16 protein-coding genes and 3 pseudogenes are annotated in these 15,373 nt (G+C 65.6%); 7 read left to right on the top strand and 12 right to left on the bottom strand.

Features of this window, described 5'->3' with window-relative positions; all coding sequences use genetic code 11:
- Positions 1-13: 13 nt before the first annotated feature.
- The 4 genes from AC1G9C_RS19265 to AC1G9C_RS19250 form a co-directional block, all read right to left on the bottom strand.
- The gene (locus tag AC1G9C_RS19265; protein ID WP_457789296.1) at positions 14-1,357 is read right to left on the bottom strand and encodes a short-chain fatty acid transporter; all 1,344 of its coding nucleotides are present in this window, start codon (positions 1,355-1,357) and stop codon (positions 14-16) included.
- A 175-nt stretch (positions 1,358-1,532) separates the two neighbouring features.
- On the bottom strand, positions 1,533-2,711 hold the full coding sequence (locus AC1G9C_RS19260) for an acetyl-CoA C-acetyltransferase (RefSeq protein WP_480408508.1): 1,179 nt from the start codon (positions 2,709-2,711) through the stop codon (positions 1,533-1,535).
- Between the two features lie 143 nt (positions 2,712-2,854).
- Positions 2,855-3,511 (bottom strand): CoA transferase subunit B, encoded by a 657-nt coding sequence (locus AC1G9C_RS19255; RefSeq protein WP_021443595.1) that lies wholly within the window; start codon positions 3,509-3,511, stop codon positions 2,855-2,857.
- A gap of 12 nt (positions 3,512-3,523) precedes the next feature.
- Positions 3,524-4,222, bottom strand: a complete 699-nt coding sequence (locus tag AC1G9C_RS19250; RefSeq protein WP_021443594.1) for a CoA transferase subunit A — start codon at positions 4,220-4,222, stop codon at positions 3,524-3,526.
- A 104-nt stretch (positions 4,223-4,326) separates the two neighbouring features.
- Here AC1G9C_RS19250 and AC1G9C_RS19245 point away from each other — a divergent pair, with 104 nt between their 5' ends.
- Positions 4,327-5,217, top strand: a complete 891-nt coding sequence (locus tag AC1G9C_RS19245) for a LysR family transcriptional regulator (RefSeq protein WP_021443593.1) — start codon at positions 4,327-4,329, stop codon at positions 5,215-5,217.
- Here AC1G9C_RS19245 and AC1G9C_RS19240 read toward each other — a convergent pair.
- On the bottom strand, positions 5,214-5,807 hold the full coding sequence (locus AC1G9C_RS19240; RefSeq protein WP_480408507.1) for a nucleotidyltransferase family protein: 594 nt from the start codon (positions 5,805-5,807) through the stop codon (positions 5,214-5,216). The two genes, AC1G9C_RS19245 and AC1G9C_RS19240, sit on opposite strands and share 4 nt — an antisense overlap.
- A 114-nt stretch (positions 5,808-5,921) precedes the next feature.
- Positions 5,922-6,158 carry a cytoplasmic protein gene (locus AC1G9C_RS19235; protein WP_480408506.1) on the bottom strand — a complete coding sequence of 79 codons (237 nt, stop codon included), beginning with the start codon at positions 6,156-6,158 and terminating at the stop codon, positions 5,922-5,924.
- A gap of 189 nt (positions 6,159-6,347) precedes the next feature.
- Between AC1G9C_RS19235 and AC1G9C_RS19230 the strand changes: the two are divergent.
- Positions 6,348-6,662, top strand: a pseudogene (locus AC1G9C_RS19230) (3-alpha domain-containing protein); the annotation flags it as partial.
- A gap of 117 nt (positions 6,663-6,779) precedes the next feature.
- Positions 6,780-7,742 (top strand): helix-turn-helix domain-containing protein, encoded by a 963-nt coding sequence (locus AC1G9C_RS19225; RefSeq protein ID WP_480408505.1) that lies wholly within the window; start codon positions 6,780-6,782, stop codon positions 7,740-7,742.
- Here the strand turns inward: AC1G9C_RS19225 and AC1G9C_RS19220 are convergent.
- Positions 7,729-8,112, bottom strand: coding sequence for a helix-turn-helix domain-containing protein (locus tag AC1G9C_RS19220; RefSeq protein ID WP_021442926.1), 384 nt, complete (start codon positions 8,110-8,112; stop codon positions 7,729-7,731). The genes AC1G9C_RS19225 and AC1G9C_RS19220 overlap by 14 nt on opposite strands.
- 227 nt (positions 8,113-8,339) lie before the next feature.
- Between AC1G9C_RS19220 and AC1G9C_RS19215 the strand changes: the two genes are divergently transcribed.
- From AC1G9C_RS19215 to AC1G9C_RS19200, 4 genes are all read left to right on the top strand, one after another.
- The gene (locus AC1G9C_RS19215; RefSeq protein ID WP_480408504.1) at positions 8,340-9,458 is read left to right on the top strand and encodes an SMP-30/gluconolactonase/LRE family protein; all 1,119 of its coding nucleotides are present in this window, start codon (positions 8,340-8,342) and stop codon (positions 9,456-9,458) included.
- 145 nt (positions 9,459-9,603) lie between these two features.
- Positions 9,604-10,428 carry an alpha/beta fold hydrolase gene (locus AC1G9C_RS19210; protein WP_457789314.1) on the top strand — a complete coding sequence of 275 codons (825 nt, stop codon included), beginning with the start codon at positions 9,604-9,606 and terminating at the stop codon, positions 10,426-10,428.
- Between the two features lie 38 nt (positions 10,429-10,466).
- A complete protein-coding gene (locus tag AC1G9C_RS19205) occupies positions 10,467-11,021 on the top strand; it encodes a cysteine hydrolase family protein (RefSeq protein ID WP_397496212.1) in 555 nt (184 codons plus the stop codon).
- A 133-nt stretch (positions 11,022-11,154) separates the two neighbouring features.
- On the top strand, positions 11,155-12,000 hold the full coding sequence (locus tag AC1G9C_RS19200) for an alpha/beta fold hydrolase (protein WP_480408503.1): 846 nt from the start codon (positions 11,155-11,157) through the stop codon (positions 11,998-12,000).
- A gap of 425 nt (positions 12,001-12,425) precedes the next feature.
- On the opposite strand, the gene AC1G9C_RS19195 is transcribed toward AC1G9C_RS19200, so the two are convergent.
- From AC1G9C_RS19195 to AC1G9C_RS19175, 5 genes and pseudogenes are all read right to left on the bottom strand, one after another.
- Positions 12,426-12,779, bottom strand: coding sequence for a hypothetical protein (locus tag AC1G9C_RS19195; RefSeq protein WP_480408502.1), 354 nt, complete (start codon positions 12,777-12,779; stop codon positions 12,426-12,428).
- Positions 12,780-13,008: 229 nt separating this feature from the next.
- A pseudogene (locus tag AC1G9C_RS19190) lies at positions 13,009-13,191 on the bottom strand (IS3 family transposase); the annotation flags it as partial.
- 203 nt (positions 13,192-13,394) lie between these two features.
- Positions 13,395-13,710, bottom strand: a pseudogene (locus AC1G9C_RS19185) (aldehyde dehydrogenase family protein); the annotation flags it as partial.
- Positions 13,711-13,743: 33 nt separating this feature from the next.
- Positions 13,744-14,343 (bottom strand): NAD(P)H:quinone oxidoreductase, encoded by a 600-nt coding sequence (gene wrbA / locus AC1G9C_RS19180; protein WP_457789320.1) that lies wholly within the window; start codon positions 14,341-14,343, stop codon positions 13,744-13,746.
- Positions 14,344-14,499: 156 nt separating this feature from the next.
- Positions 14,500-15,147, bottom strand: coding sequence for a helix-turn-helix domain-containing protein (locus AC1G9C_RS19175; RefSeq protein ID WP_480408501.1), 648 nt, complete (start codon positions 15,145-15,147; stop codon positions 14,500-14,502).
- Between the last annotated feature and the right edge of the window lie 226 nt (positions 15,148-15,373).

Here is a 15,373-nt window from a genome sequence, read left to right as displayed (position 1 = left end):
GCGGGCAGGGTGGTCAGCCGAGGAAGTAGAAGGCGCCGCAGATCACCACGCCCGAATACAGCAGCATGATCAGGCAGTAGCCCATGATGTCGCGCGCGCCGAGGCCGACGATGCCGAGCAGCGGCAGGGCCCAGAACGGCTGGATCATGTTGGTCCAGGCGTCGCCCCAGGCGATCGCCATGGCGGTGACGGTGGGCGACACGCCGAGGGCCTGCGCCGCCGGCAGCATGATCGGCCCCTGCACCGCCCACTGGCCGCCGCCGGACGGCACGAAGACGTTGACCACGCCGGCGCTGAGGAAGGCCAGCAGCGGGAAGGTGTCGGCCGACGACCAGGAGATGAAGGCCTCGGTGATCTGCCGGCCGAGGGAGATACCGTCGGCGTTGGCGCCCATCATCATGCCCATGATCCCGGCGTAGAAGGGAAACAGCAGGACGATGCCGCCGATGCCGCGCACGCTCTCGTCCACCGCGCGCATGTAGCGCTCCGGGGTGCCGTGCAGCAGCAGACCGCAGAACAGGAAGATGGCGATCACCACGTCGAGGCCGAGGACGAAGCCCTTGCTGGCGAAGTGGTTGAACAGGTAGATCGCCGCCATGGCCACCAACGCCAGGCCGAGGATGCGGCTGTCGTCCAGGCGCTGCGCCGGGGTTTCGCGCTCCGGCAGTTGGGCGTGGGATTCCACCAGCTTGGCGGCATCGGCGACCTTGGCGTCCTGGCGCGGGTGCATGGCACGGTTGAGCAGCGGCAGGCCGATGAACAGCAGGATGACTATGGTCAGGTTCAGCGGGCTGAACAGGGTCTCGCTGATGCTCACCGGCTCGCTCAGCACGCCGGCGGTGATGCGCGCCAGATCCGGGCCGCCGGTGGCCATGGACAGCGGGATGGAGCCGGCCAGGCCGCCATGCCAGACCAGGAAGCCGGAATAGGCCGAGGCCACCAGCAGCGGGTAGTCCACGCCTTGCACCTGGCGCGCCAGGGCGCGGGCGAACACGGCGCCGATCACCAGGCCGAAGCCCCAGTTGATCCAGCAGCCGAGCAGCGCCACCAGGGTGACCATGATGATGGCCTGGCCCGGCGTGCGCGCCATGCTGGCCAGGCGGTCGAGCTGGCGGTTGACCACCGGGGCGCTGGCCAGGGCGTGGCCGGTGACGAAGATCAGCGCCATCTGCATGGCGAAACCGAGCAGGGTCCAGAAACCGCTGCTCCAGTGTTGCACCATGGCCGGCAGCGACTGGCCGGTGGAGGAAATGCCGGCGACCAGCACGGCCAGGGTCAGCAGCGCGGAGAACACGAAGGGTGAGGGTAGGTAGCGCTGTACCAGACTCACGCTCAGGCGGGTGAGGGTGTTGAACATGGATGACGCCTCTTTTTTATGGTTGTGAAGTGGGGCTGACGGCCAGGCATGCGAGGTTGGCTGAGCCTGGGGTTGGGGTGGAAATGACAAAGCCCGGCACGAGGCCGAGCTGGTTATAGTCGTTGCCTGGTTGGGCTTCGGGGCTGCGCCCCTCGACCCAAGCTACGGCTTTGGCTTAGCGCTCGATGGCCAGCGCCACACCCTGACCGCCGCCGATGCACAGGGTGGCCAGGCCCTTCTTCGCATCGCGGCGGATCATCTCGTGCAGCAGGCTGACCAGCACACGGCAGCCCGAGGCGCCGATGGGATGGCCGAGGGCGATGGCGCCGCCGTTGACGTTGACCTTGGCCGCGTCCCAGCCCAGCTCCTGGCCGACCGCCAGGGCCTGGGCGGCGAAGGCCTCGTTGGCTTCGATCAGGTCCAGCTCGGCGAGGTTCCAGCCGGCCTTGTCCAGGCAGCGGCGGGTGGCCGAGACCGGGGCGATGCCCATGATCGCCGGGTCGACGCCGGCATTGGCGTAGGCCTTGATTCTGGCCAGCACCGGCAGGCCCAGTGACTGCGCCTTGGTCGCGCTCATCAGCAGCACGGCAGCGGCGCCGTCGTTAAGGCTGGAGGCGTTGCCGGCGGTGACGCTGCCGTCCTTCTTGAACGCCGGCTTGAGCTTGCCCAGCGCCTCGGCGGTGGTGCCGGCGCGCGGCTGTTCGTCGCGGGCGAAGGCGACGGGGTCGCCCTTGCGCTGCGGGATCAGCACCGGGGTGATCTCGGCGTCGAAGCGACCGGTCTCGATGGCCGTGCAGGCCTTCAATTGCGAGGCGGCGGCGAAGGCGTCCTGGGCGTCGCGGGAAATCCCGTATTTCTCCACCAGGTTCTCCGCGGTGATGCCCATATGGTAGTCGTTGAAGGCGTCCCACAGGCCGTCCACGATCATGCTGTCCTGCAGCTGGGCGTGGCCCATGCGCAGGCCGGTACGGGCCTTGGGCAGCACGTAGGGGGCCAGGCTCATGTTCTCCATGCCGCCGGCGATGATCACTTCGGCGTCGCCGCAGCGAATCGCCTGGGCGGCCAGGTGCAGGGCCTTCAGACCCGAGCCGCAGACCTTGTTCAGGGTCATGGCCGGCACGGCATGCGGCAGGCCGGCGCGGATCGCCGCCTGGCGTGCCGGGTTCTGGCCACTGCCGGCGGTGAGCACCTGGCCGAGGATGACTTCATCGACCTGAGCGGCGTCGAGGCCGGTCTGCTGCAGCAGGCGCTTGATCACGATGGCGCCGAGCTCGGGCGCGGGAATCTCGGCCAGGCTGCCCTGGAAGCTGCCGATGGCGGTGCGGGTGGCGGCGACTATGACGACGTCTTGCATGGGATGACTCCTCTCGGCTGATGGGCCGCATATTGTGGGAGGGAGCCGCGACGAGAAAGGCTCGCCGCTAAAGCGCCTCCCACAATGTAGAAAAACGCTGCGCAGACGCCGTGCGTGGTGGCGTCTGCGCAACGGTAGACAACTTAGAAGCTCATTTCCGGCACGTGGTCGGGCACGATCAGCTTGCCGGCGGTCTTGGCGACGATTTCCTCGACGCTCACCCCCGGCGCGCGCTCGCGCAGGACGAAGGCGTTGTTCTCGATTTCCAGGTAGGCCAGGTCGGTCAGCACCTTGCGGATGCAGCCGCAGCCGGTCAGCGGCAGGCTGCAGTGCTCCAGCAGCTTGGACTCGCCGTCCTTGGAGGCGTGGGTCATGGTGACGATGATGTTGTCGGCGCCGGCCACCAGATCCATGGCGCCGCCCATGCCCTTGACCAGCTTGCCGGGGATCATCCACGAGGCGATGTTGCCGCGTACGTCCACCTCGAAGGCGCCGAGCACGGTCAGGTCGACGTGGCCGCCGCGGATCATGGCGAAGGACTCGGCCGAGCTGAAGATCGACGCGCCCTTGACCGCGGTGACGGTCTGCTTGCCGGCGTTGATCATATCGGCGTCGACCTCGGCTTCCGTCGGGAAGGCGCCCATGCCGAGCAGGCCGTTCTCCGACTGCAGCATCACCTGCATACCCTCGGGCACGTAGTTGGCCACCAGGGTGGGGATGCCGATGCCGAGGTTGACGTAGTAGCCGTCCTGCAGTTCGCGGGCGACGCGCTGGGCCATCTGTTCACGGGTCAAAGCCATGGTCGTCTCTCCTCAGGCGCGCAGGGTGCGTTTTTCGATGCGTTTTTCGAAGCTGCCGCAGATCAGCCGGTCGACGTAGATGCCGGGGGTGTGGATCTGCGTCGGGTCCAGCTCGCCGGGCTCGACTATTTCCTCCACCTCGACCACGGTGATGCGTCCGGCGGTGGCCACCACCGGGTTGAAGTTCTGCGCGGTGTGGCGATAGACCACGTTGCCGAAGTGGTCGGCCTTCCAGCCCTTGACGATGGCGAAGTCGCCGGTGATGGCCGGCTCGAGGATGTAGTGGCGGCCGTTGATCTCGCGCGCCTCCTTGCCCTCGGCGACCGGGGTACCGTAGCCGGTGGCGGTGAAGAAGGCGGGGATGCCGGCGCCGCCGGCGCGCAGCTTCTCGGCCAGGCTGCCCTGCGGGGTCAGTTCGACTTCCAGCTCGCCGGACAGCAGCTGCTGCTCGAACAGCGCGTTCTCGCCGACGTAGGAGGCGACCATCTTGCGGATCTGTCGGTCTTCCAACAGCACGCCGAGACCGAAACCGTCGACGCCGCAGTTGTTGGACACCACGGTGAGGTCGCGCACGCCGCGGCGGCGGATCTCTTTGATCAGGTTTTCGGGGATACCGCACAGGCCGAAGCCGCCGGCCAGCACGGTCATGCCGTCCTGCAGGCCGTCCAGGGCTTCTTCATAGCTGCCGACGCGCTTGTCGAGTCCGCTCATCTCGGGGTGCCTCTTGTTGTTATCCGGGGTGAGGCCAAGCTTCAGCTCTGGGGAGTGATTTGTTAAGTTTGTTTTTCCTCTGAATTAATCAGGTAAGCAAATCAATGACCGTCAAGCAGCTGCGCGCCTTCCTCGCCGTGGCGCAGAACCTGAGCTTCGCCCAGGCCTGCGAACGCCTGCACCTGTCGCAACCGGCGCTGAGCCTGGCGATCAAGAACCTGGAGGAGTCGCTCGGCGGCCAGTTGCTGGTGCGCACCACCCGCAGCGTGGCGCTGACCCCCGAGGGCGAGACCCTGCTGCCGATCGCCGTGCGCCTGCTGGCCGACTGGGACAACGCCGAGGACCTGCTGCGCCAGCACTTCAGCCTGCAGCTGGGCAGGGTGGCGGTGGCGGCCATGCCCTCGTTCGCCGGCAACCGCCTGCCGGCGGCGCTGCGCGCCTTCCGCGACGCCCATCCGCGGGTGGGGGTGACGGTGCACGACGTGATCAACGAGCAGGTGCTGGAGATGGTACGCGACCGCCGCGTCGAGCTGGGCATCGCCTTCGAGCCGGCGACCCTCGACGGCCTGCAATTCACCGCGCTGTACGATGACCGCTTCGTCGCCGTGGTGCCGGCCGCCAGCGCCCTGGCCGCCTGCGCCGAGCTGAGCTGGGCGCAGCTGCTGGAACAGCCCTTCATCACCCTGCAGCGGCCCTCGGCGGTGCGCCTGCTGCTGGAGGACAGCGTCATCGCCACGCACGGCAAGCTGCCGGTGGCCTTCGAGAGCCATCAGTTGGTGACGGTGGGGCGCATGGTCGCCGAGGGCCTGGGCGTCAGCGCGGTGCCCAGCCTGTGCCGGCGGCAGATGGAGGAGTTGGGCGCGCGCTGTCTGCCGCTGCGCGAGCCGCAGGTCGCCCGCCGCGTCGGCCTGCTGCACCTGGCCGGGCACCAGCTGTCCCGCGCCGCCCAGGCGCTGAGCGAGACGCTGATGCGCCAGGCGGGGGCCGAGGCTTAAAGGCGGCGCCAGTCCTCGGCGGTGTCGACATCCAGCACCAGACCCGGATCGTCCAGCTCGACGATCCGCACCGCGCCCGGGTGCTGCTGGATGACCGACTTGGCGCCCGTGTCGCCGCTCAGGGCGGCGAGCTGCGGCCAGAAGCGGCGGCCGAACAGCACCGGATGGCCGCGGCTGCCGCGATAGCTCGGCAGCAGGATGCGCTCGGCGTCGGCTTGCGCCAGCAGGGCATCGAGGCTGTCGCGGCGAATCCGCGGCATATCGGCGAGAAAGATCGCCACGGCCTGCGCCGACGATTCGGCCAGCAGGCGCCGCGCCCCGGCGGCCAGGCTATGGCCCATGCCCTGGGCGCTGGCCGGGTCCTGGACGATGCGCACGGATGCCGACAGCCCCAGCCCGGCGGGCGTCTCGTCCGGGCGCAGCACCAGCCACACCTCGTCCAGCGCCGCGCAGGGCAGCGCCAGGCTGGCGGTCAGCAGCGAGCGGCCGTCGGCCAGGGCCGCGCGGCGCTTGTCGGCGCCGAAACGGCAGCTGTAGCCGGCGGCCAGCATCAGGGCGGCAACGGCGAGGGGCGGGGCGGGCATGGCCATGGGCGGTTTCCACTGCGCGGGTGGCGAGGTCGAAGGGTCTTGCCCGCCGGCAAGCGCGGGCGAAGACGGCTCAGCATAACCCGCCACGGGCGCCGCGAGCGCCTCGCCCGGTCACTACGGCTGCAGCTCGGCGCGCTTGAACAGAGGTTCGCTGGCGAGCAGGCGGATGCCATCCGGAGCGCAGTCCAGCAGGCGCCGCTCGCCGTCGGCCACCAGCAGTTCGAGGTCGTAGCCGGCACCGGCCAGGCAGCGCGAGATGTCCTGCACGGCCTCCCGCGCCCAGGGGGTAGCGGATTCGAAATGGCCCAACAGCCTGGCGCCCTTGCGCACCATGAGTCGGTATCTGTTCATGTAGTTCTCGCTCGATGATGGGGCGCTCAGAACGCGCAGTGACTGGCGCCCGCCGATGCGGCGCTGATCTGTCGCGAACATCAAGCCGCCGAGGTGGCGACATGAGCCTGCCCGGTATTCGTCTCGACGTGCTGCTCACCGGCCGCGCACAGCCGTTCAGTCGACCGGGTTCGCGCAGCGCCATCGACAAGCGACCGCTTCGGCGTCGCCACGCTGGCCCTGCGCGTGCAGCAGTCCGGGCGCACCGGCTGGTACTACCGGGTGCTGCAAGAGGGGGGGCGGCGCCGGCGAGCACCTGCAACTGGTCGAGCGCGCCCATGCCGACTGGCCACTGAGCCGTCTCTTGGCGGTGCTGTTCGACAAGCGGGTGGAGAGCGAACTGCTGCGCGAATGCCTGACCCTGCCGCTGGTGCCGTCGTGGCGGCGCACCCTGGAGCGGCGGCTGGAGCAGGGCAGGTCGAGGACTGGGCACCCCGCCTGCAGGGTCGGGACGCGGCCGAATAACGCCGCACTGGCCACCGATCGCCGGCGCGGCAAGCGGATACGAATGCTTCTAAACTGGACTCGCGCGTTGATCTGCGGCTGTCCAGTACCGGCGCAGGGCGCTTTCCTGGGGGCAGCATGAGCCGGCTGATCTGCGCCGACTTCGACGAGTTCGAAGAGGCCTTGTACGGGGTCGAGGGGCATTACGTGCTGCGTTCGCGGCAGCAGCGCGACTGGCGTTTGCGCGTGGTCGAGCTGGACGGCGTGGCCCTGATGTTCGGCCGCGAGGGCGCCGGCACCGTCTACAGCGGCGTCGGCCTGCCCGGCTTCTTCAATATCTTCCTGCCCCTGAGCCGGCACGAGTGCACCGTGCTGGGCGGCCAGCGCCTGGATCGGCGGCTGATCGGCTGGATGGTGCCCGAGGCGATGTTCCATATCGACGCCAGCCAGCCGGCGAGCTGGATGACCGTGGCCATGTCCTGCGAACTGGTGCTGCGCTGGGCGCAGCAGCACGAGGACGAGTTCGACGCCTCGATGCTTGCACGCAATCTGGTCTGCCTGGCCCAGCAGGACCTGGCGCCGCTGGTCTGGCTGGCGCTGCGCCTGCTGCGCATCGACCACTGTGCACCGCAGGAGCTGCATGCCCCGGCGGCCGAGTGCGCGGCGCGCGGCGAACTGCTGGACCAGGTGTTCCGCAGCCTGTTGCCGGTGACGCCGGCGCCATCCGCCGCCGCTGGCCGGCACAACCACCAGTCGATACTGCGCCGGGCCCTGGAACTGCTCGACGCCATGCCGGATACCCCGCTGCACCTCGCCGACCTGTGCCAGGCCTGCCACACCTCGGAGCGCACGCTGCGCAACCTGTTCACCCGTTACCTGGGCATGAGCCCGCACCGCTACCTGATGCAGCACCGCCTGCACGCGATTCGCCGCGCCATCCTGCACGCGGCGGCGGGGGAGACCATCACCGAGATCTGCGCGCGCTTCGGCGTGTGGGACTTCGGCCGTTTCGCCGGCCTTTACCGGCGCTACTTCGGCGAGCTGCCGTCGCAGTCGCTGCGCAGCCGCCGTTCGCTGCCGCCGTCGCTCAGCCAGGGTTGACGCCGCGCAGCAGGGTGACGCTGGGGTACTCGCCGAACAATGCGTGGTAGTCCGCCGCCATGCGCCCGCAATCGGTGTAGCCGAAGCGCCTGGCGATCTCCGTGACGCTGCTCTGATGCTGATCGGCAACCGCCAGGGCGGCGCGCAGCAGGTGCAGGCGGCGCAGGCGCAGATAACGTGCCGGCGCCATGCCCAGGGTGGCGACGAAGGCGCTGCGCAGGGTGCGTTCGCTGACCCCGACGCTGCGGCACAGCTCGGCCAGGCGCGGCGGGCGCCCGCAGCCGAGCGGCAACGACTCCAGCACCCGCTGCAGCAAGCGCTCGTGAGAGGCCTGCCGGGCGCGTTGGCGCGGCGTGATGCGCGGTGGCATGGCAGTGTCCTGGCGAGGGCGACGCCTCCAGACTGGGCCGAGACGGGCGCTGCGACTACGTAAAACAGGCAAATCCACGGCGCCTGGCAACTTTGCCGATTTTACGTAGCTGCCTGCTGCCGCGCGCAGCGACCATCGATTCATCGCTCGCCATCCGCTGCCCCCGCATTCGGCGCCCTGACGAGCCCCTGAAGCGTTCGAGCGTGGTCGACGCGAGTGGAGGCGATATGAGTCTGTCGAAGCGCAGCATGGGCATCCTCTGCCTGGTGCTGGCCGCCGCGCCTGCTGCTGTGCGGGCCGAGGCGCTGGGCCCGCAGGTGCTCGAGGTCGAGCCGTTCGTCGAGCTGCCCGCCGGGGTGCGCTACCCGGAAGGGCTCGCCGCCAACCCGGGCAACGGTGAAATCTACGTCGGCACCTTCGATGCGCGCGAGCCTGCCAGCGTGCGCAGCAACCAGCTGCTGCGCTATGCCGCCGATGGCCGGCTGCTGGCGCAACGCGCCTTTGCCGCGACGCCGTTGACCGGCGTGGGTTATGCCGATGGCCAGATTTATATCCTCAACTTCGGTGCCGGCAAGCTGCAACGCATCGCGGCCGATTTCACCGCGGACAGCCCGGTCGAGGACCTGCTCGACTTCCCCCGGCTCAGCCCGGCCGTGCCCGCCCCGCGCAGCGTGGCCAACCCGGACGGCAGCCAGGACCGAATCCACTTCGGCGCCAGCGGCATGCCGGCGCCCAACGGCCTGGTGTTCGCCGGCAATGGCGATCTCTATGTCTCCGACTCCTTCCAGGGCGCGCTGTATCGCATTGCCAATGCCACGCGCTGCGCGCCCTGCACGCTGGAAGTGCTGTCGCGCGATCCGCTGCTGGCCACCGCGGGCTTTCTGCCGTTCGGCGCCAACGGCCTGGCCTTCAATGCCGACGAAAGCCGGCTCTATATCAACAACGCCGGCGACGGTCGCCTGCTGCGTCTGAACCTGGCGAGCGGCGAGTTGCGGGTGCTGGCCGAGAGCCTGCCGGGAGCCGACGGCTTGCTGTTTCACGACGGCCTGCTGTGGCTGCTGGCCAATCAGGTCGACCAGCTGCTCGGCCTCGACGAACGCGGCCTGATCCGCGTGCGCGCGGGCGGCTTTCAGGGCATCGCCGGCAACGGCGCGCCGCGCGGCCTGCTGTTTCCCGCCAGCAGCGTGGTGCAGGGCGAGTGGATGCTGGTCAGCAACCTGGCCCTGCCGCTGACGCCCGCCGAGGGCGACGAGTGGGAGGAGCGGGTAAGCACCTGGAACCTGATGCGCGTGCGCCTGCCGCCGTCGCTTAGCAGAGGAGCGTCTGCCAATGCCGCAATACCCTGAACCACCGCTGAACCAAGGCCGTCGCCACCTGCTGCTCGGCTCTGCCGCGCTGGCCACGGCGCTGTTGTTACCCCTGGGCGGTTGCACGCGCGGCAGTGGCCCCGCGGCAAGCCGCCCGCAACCAGAGAATGGAGAGCGCAAGACCATGGGCACTATCACCACTCGCGACGGCACCGAGATCTATTACAAGGACTGGGGCACTGGCCCGGTTGTGGTGCTCAGCCACGGCTGGCCGCTCAACTCCGACAGCTGGGAGGCGCAGATGATGTTTCTCGCCAGCAACGGCTACCGGGTGATCGCCCACGACCGCCGCGGCCATGGCCGCTCCAGCCAGCCCTGGAGCGGCAACGAGATGGACACCTATGCCGACGACCTGGCCCAGTTGCTCGATCAGCTGGACGTGCGCGGCGCCGCGCTGTTCGGCTTCTCCACCGGCGGCGGCGAGGTGGCGCGCTACATCGGCCGCCACGGCACGGCGCGGGTGGCCAAGGCCGGGTTGATCGCGGCGGTGCCGCCGCTGATGGTGCAGACCGAGGCCAATCCCGGCGGCCTGCCACTTTCGGTGTTCGACGGCATCCGCGCCGCTTCCCTGGCCGACCGCTCGCAGCTGTACCGCGACGTCGCCAGCGGCCCCTTCTTCGGCTACAACCGCCCCGGCGCCAAGGCCTCCCAGGGGGTGATCGACGCCTTCTGGATGCAGGGCATGATGGCCGGGCACAAGAACGCCTACGACTGCATCAAGGCCTTCTCCGAGACCGATTTCACCGAAGACCTGAAGAAGTTCTCCATCCCCACGCTGATCCTGCACGGCGACGACGACCAGATCGTCCCGGTGGACGCCGCCGCACGCGCCTCGGCCAGGCTGGTGCCGCACGCCAAGCTGGTGATCTACCCCGGCGCCCCGCACGGCATCACCGACACCCACAAGGAACAGCTGGGCGCCGACATGCTGGCCTTTCTGCGCAGCTAGGCGGCAGCGTTGTTCGCACCCATTGAGAGGTCATTCACATGAGCAGCAAGACAGCCCTGATCGTGGTGGATATCCAGAACGATTACTTTCCCGGCGGCCTGTGGACCCTGAGCAAGGTCGAGGCCGCCGCGGCCAAGGCGGCGCAGGTGATCGCCGTGTTCCGCGAGCGCGGCGATCTGGTCGTGCATATCCGCCATGAGTTCACCAGCGCCGACGCGCCGTTCTTCCGCCCCGGCAGCGAAGGCGCGCAGCTGCACCCCAGCGTGATCAATCAGCCTGACGAGCCGGTGGTGCTCAAGCACTACATCAACTCCTTCCGGGAAACCGAGCTCAAGGCCGTGCTGGATCGGCACGCCATCGAGGCCGTGGTGGTGGTGGGCAACATGAGCCATATGTGCGTGGACGGCATTACCCGCGCTGCCGTGGATTTCGGTTACGCCACCACCGTGCTGCACGATGCCTGCGCCACCCTCGACCTGGAGTTCAACGGCGTGAAGGTGCCCGCCGAGCAGGTACATGCGGCCTTTATGGCGGCGCTTCGCTTCGGTTACGCGCCGGTGATCTCCACGGCGGAGTACCTGCAGGCGCTCTAGGAGGCCCCATGAAACAGAGCATGACTTTGGCCGCGATGCCGGGGGCAATGCCGCTGGGCGCCGAGCGGGGGCGAGGTCACCAAGGCGCCCTGGCGGGCGAATCACAGCGGTCGTTGACCAGGAGCCCACGATCATGAGCCTTGCAGATTCCGCCACTACTGTCGCCAACCAGTTCGTCGAGGTCGACGGCCGGCGCCTGGCCTATCGCGTCATCGGCGCAGGCACGCCGCTGCTGCTGTGCCTGCGCTTTCGCGGCACCATGGACGACTGGGATCCGGCCTTCCTCGATGCGCTCGCCGCGCGGGATTTCCGCGTGCATGTCTTCGACTACAGCGGCCTCGGCTGGTCCACGGGGCAGCCGAGCTATGACCCGGCCGCGCTGGCCAAGGACATCCTCGATCTGATCGGCGCGCTGGGGCTGGGCCGCCTGGTGCTGGGCGGCTGGTCGATTGGCGGCGTGGCGGCGCAACTGGTGCTGTTGCAGGCGCCGCAACTGCTCAGCCACCTGCTGCTGATCGCCACCACGCCGCCCGGCCCGCTGGTCAAGACCGGCGAGCCGCTGTTCTATGAGCTGGCCGCCCGCGACAACGATTTCGAGGATTTCGTCAGCCTGTTCTTCGAACCGAGTTCGGCCAGCAGCCGCGAGGCGGCGCAGCGTTCGGCCGAGCGCATCGCCCGACGCAGCGACGGGCGCTGCCCGCCGGTGCCTTTTGCCTGGGCCGCGCAGTTTCTCGGCGACGGGCCGCGCAACCCGATGTTCCCGCTGCCGGCGGCGCTGGAGGCGCTCAAGCAGACGCAAACGCCGGTGCTGCACCTGGGCGGCGACCACGACATCGTGTTTCCGGTGGAGAACTGGTACGCGCTCAACCGGACGCTGCCCACCCTGCAGCTGCTGACCCTGCCCAGCACCGGGCATGGCCCGCAGTTGCAGTATCCCGAGGCCAGCGCCGCGCATATCGCCGCCTTCGTGGCTGGCTGAGAACGAGTGCGCTGCAAGGCGCGGCGCAACCCCGAGGCAGGGCGACAGCGGTTGTGCGCCGTTGCCCACCGCCTTGGCTGTGTGTATCTGTTGTGAAAGGTGTCGAAGCATGAAAGCCCGCACGGGGCGGGCTATTCAGGGGTGTTTCCGGTCACGTGGGAACATGTGGAAACTTGCATTTGGTGAAGCCGAGGGGTGTGACCCGACTCGTCGAACCCATGGGCTGCCACCTCGAGATTCAAGCCGGCACGTGGCTTATGCCTTGTGCTGTCTGGCGTTCTCAGTGCTCAAACACGGCGGATTTTTCCGGACGTCAAGGGCATAACCTATTGGATCGCTGTTTCGGGGCATTGCAGATCCTTGTTTCTGGAAAAAGGGATATAGGGATTTTTCGATATATTGGGGCGTGATTTGAATCTTCCGCGTCAGGCATGACCAAGTCTGATGCGATCGCTGTCGATTACTGCCAGCAGCCGACCCAGTGGCGTGCGGTCGAAACCACCTTCAGCAATGCGTTCGCCGAGAGGGGTACGGTCGAAACCATCTTCGGCAATGCGCTCGCCGAGAGGGGTACGGTCGAAACCATCTTCAGCAATGCGTTCGCCGAGGGGGGTACGGTCGAAGCCATTTTCCGAAACGTTACGGTCGACGGCAGTTGCTTGCTGGACGGTCGCAGCGTCTTGCGCTTCCCCCAGCAACGGCTGCGGGCTGGACGGTGGAACGGCGAATGCAGACGAAGCCACGTTGGCCAGAAGGATACTTGCTAGTAATTTTTTCATGAGATGGTCCTCGGTAGGAGTGGTTACGGAACCTAGGCTACAGATGAGGACGAGATGGACAAACGCGAGCGTATCAATAGTAATATTTGACAGTCGTGATAATAGACTTCATTCGGTAATGAATATTTTAATCTAATAGTATTATTCGATGGGCTTGATAGGTAATGGCTCTCAAGATCTGAATTAACTTGTGGTTTCACTGCGTGCGGTCATTGGATAGCTGTGCTCACAGGTGCAAAGTCTCACTTTTCACCTTGAGCAATTCGCTAAAATTTCGCTCGGGCTGATCGGGTGTAACAGCTTTAACCCATTTATAACTGCTGGCAGTGGAGGCGCCGAGGTGTGCTGCTGTTTTCGCAACTAAATAGTGCCGACCAACAAACTTTCTGGCAGTTTCGGTCTTGAGTTCCGGGGGGCGTCATAGAGGGTTCATAGACATCGCCCTGTGCTCAAAGCATAGGCTGGGGAAGTCTATTAGGATTGTGGTAATCGTACTGTCAGGATGCGCCTGACTTTGATCAGGCCCGTTCGCTGCAAGGTTGAAAGGTAGCCTGACATCGTTGACTGTTTACGCAGGCGCCCAACGTGATAGCGTCACTTTCACTGTTGAGGGCCTCATGCGCCCAGACACACCTGTTCAATCTCCGGGTAATCTTCGATAGCGTACTTGGGGGCTTCACGGCTTAAGTCCGAGGCCTTCATGCCGCCGAGTGGTGTGACTTGACGTCAAGGCTTGCGCAGCGCGGAGTGCACGGGGCAGGTCACGCGCATGGAAGTCCGAGTCCAGACCGAACTCGGTGTCGTTGGACATCGCGATGACTTCGGCTTCGTCTTTGAAACGAAACAGTGGCGCCAGTGGGGCGAAAGTCTCTTCCCTCGCCACGGCAGCCCCATCTAAGGCGGACATTCTCGCCGTAGATGGGGTCAGGTTCAGAAGTAGGCTTCGCTCCAAGTGAGCTCGGCTCTAGGCGTGCAACTTCGATGCGACCCGAGCAACGTGCTCTCCCTGATGGCGTGCGATTTCCAACTCACGGTCATCCGGCTGCCGAGAACCATCGCCACCTGCAATGGTAGATGCACCGTAAGGCGTACCTCCTCCTACTTTTGAAATATCAAACAGTGCTGAGGTGGTATAGCCAATTGGCACGATGATCATCCCGTGATGGGCCAACGTGGTCCAGGTGGAGGCGATGGTCATCTCCTGACCTCCCCCAGTTCCAGTTGAGGTAAACACGCTTGCGACCTTTCCAGCCAGAGCGCCCTTGGCCCAAAGACCGCCTGTCCGGTCGAGAAAGTTGCGCATTTGTCCGGACATATTGCCGAAGCGGGTCGGAGTGCCGAAGATGATTGCATCATAGTTTGCCAGTTCCGCCGGCTCTGCCTCTGGTGCACTCTGATCGGTCTTGCCGCCTGCTGCTGCGAAGGCTTCTGGGTTCATCGTTTCAGGAACTCTCTTTACTACAACCTCGGTCCCTGGAACGCTGCGCGCACCTTCGGCGATCTGGTTCGCCATGGTCTCGATGTGGCCATACATGGAGTGGTAGAGCACTAATACTTTAGCCATTGTTAGTTCCTTCTTCTGTGAATTTACGCTGCTTGGAACAGCCGCGATTCGGAGGTGTGTCTACTGCGTTTGCTGCTCTCGGCTTGAGCTCTGCGGCTGTGTTGAACTGATCGACATAAACCTGCGACAGCCGAAGCAAACCGCCTGGATAGGCTTTCAAGATATCGTCTTATCCAGCTGCGCTGAGGCTGATGATGTGTCGCTGACTTGTGCAGCTGGATGGGTTGAAGAGCCAGGTAAGGATGCCTGCGGCCGGGTATTAGGTGTATGCAGCTTCCGCCAGGTTTGCGGCGACAACCCTGTTTCGCGTCTGAACACACGGCAAAAGTGCGACTGGTCGCAGAAGCCATGACTTAGCGCAATGTCGATCAAGGAGTGAGCGGAGTTGAGCATAAGTTGTCGCGCCGCATCCACACGTGCGGCATACACATACATCAATGGGGTCATGCCGGTCGTCTGTTTGAACAGGTGCGAAAAATGGCTGACACTCAAATCCAGTAACGACGCCATCTCACTCGTTCGTATGCGCTTGTCTATATTTTCATTTATGAATACATCTACGCGTGCTATCTGCCAGTTTGTCAGTCGTCCCTTATATTTAAACGACGATTGTTCGCTCTGGTTGTCGACCGCCAGCAAGGCGATCGCCTGATTGAGATAGGTCAATGTGATATCGGGATCACGATGAATGGTCTGCTCCATTTCCGTGAGTAACATCAACAGGTGCTTTGCCTGTTTAACGCGTTCAGGAAAGCTGGAGGTGCTGTCGTCCAGAGAGTGATTTGTGCTGATATTACTACTCATGGCTTATGCTACTTGTTATAGATAAAACCAGGAGTGCACGTGGTGCTCGTCATCGTGAGCAGCACATGATGTGCTGGATAGCACGTTCCCACCGTCACCGGGAGTAGCGATAAGCTCGAGCGTGGGCATAGTGCACTCTAGGTTATTTGGTTTTGTAGATACAATCAGCAACCAGCATGTCGGGCACAATCGCCAGGAGTCCGGGGTGTTTTGGCAAGGCCCAAAG

The organism is Pseudomonas sp. ABa2 (assembly GCF_056676075.1).
This window is presented reverse-complemented; position numbering and strand designations above follow the sequence as displayed.

Bases quoted from the DNA above. Each gene is read 5' to 3' on its own strand.
- AC1G9C_RS19265 (WP_457789296.1), bottom strand. From the start codon at position 1,357: ATGTTCAACACCCTCACCCGCCTGAGCGTGAGTCTGGTACAGCGCTAC.
- AC1G9C_RS19260 (WP_480408508.1), bottom strand. From the start codon at position 2,711: ATGCAAGACGTCGTCATAGTCGCCGCCACCCGCACCGCCATCGGCAGC.
- AC1G9C_RS19255 (WP_021443595.1), bottom strand. From the start codon at position 3,511: ATGGCTTTGACCCGTGAACAGATGGCCCAGCGCGTCGCCCGCGAACTG.
- AC1G9C_RS19250 (WP_021443594.1), bottom strand. From the start codon at position 4,222: ATGAGCGGACTCGACAAGCGCGTCGGCAGCTATGAAGAAGCCCTGGAC.
- AC1G9C_RS19245 (WP_021443593.1), top strand. From the start codon at position 4,327: ATGACCGTCAAGCAGCTGCGCGCCTTCCTCGCCGTGGCGCAGAACCTG.
- AC1G9C_RS19240 (WP_480408507.1), bottom strand. From the start codon at position 5,807: ATGGCCATGCCCGCCCCGCCCCTCGCCGTTGCCGCCCTGATGCTGGCC.
- AC1G9C_RS19235 (WP_480408506.1), bottom strand. From the start codon at position 6,158: ATGAACAGATACCGACTCATGGTGCGCAAGGGCGCCAGGCTGTTGGGC.
- AC1G9C_RS19225 (WP_480408505.1), top strand. From the start codon at position 6,780: ATGAGCCGGCTGATCTGCGCCGACTTCGACGAGTTCGAAGAGGCCTTG.
- AC1G9C_RS19220 (WP_021442926.1), bottom strand. From the start codon at position 8,112: ATGCCACCGCGCATCACGCCGCGCCAACGCGCCCGGCAGGCCTCTCAC.
- AC1G9C_RS19215 (WP_480408504.1), top strand. From the start codon at position 8,340: ATGAGTCTGTCGAAGCGCAGCATGGGCATCCTCTGCCTGGTGCTGGCC.
- AC1G9C_RS19210 (WP_457789314.1), top strand. From the start codon at position 9,604: ATGGGCACTATCACCACTCGCGACGGCACCGAGATCTATTACAAGGAC.
- AC1G9C_RS19205 (WP_397496212.1), top strand. From the start codon at position 10,467: ATGAGCAGCAAGACAGCCCTGATCGTGGTGGATATCCAGAACGATTAC.
- AC1G9C_RS19200 (WP_480408503.1), top strand. From the start codon at position 11,155: ATGAGCCTTGCAGATTCCGCCACTACTGTCGCCAACCAGTTCGTCGAG.
- AC1G9C_RS19195 (WP_480408502.1), bottom strand. From the start codon at position 12,779: ATGAAAAAATTACTAGCAAGTATCCTTCTGGCCAACGTGGCTTCGTCT.
- wrbA (WP_457789320.1), bottom strand. From the start codon at position 14,343: ATGGCTAAAGTATTAGTGCTCTACCACTCCATGTATGGCCACATCGAG.
- AC1G9C_RS19175 (WP_480408501.1), bottom strand. From the start codon at position 15,147: ATGAGTAGTAATATCAGCACAAATCACTCTCTGGACGACAGCACCTCC.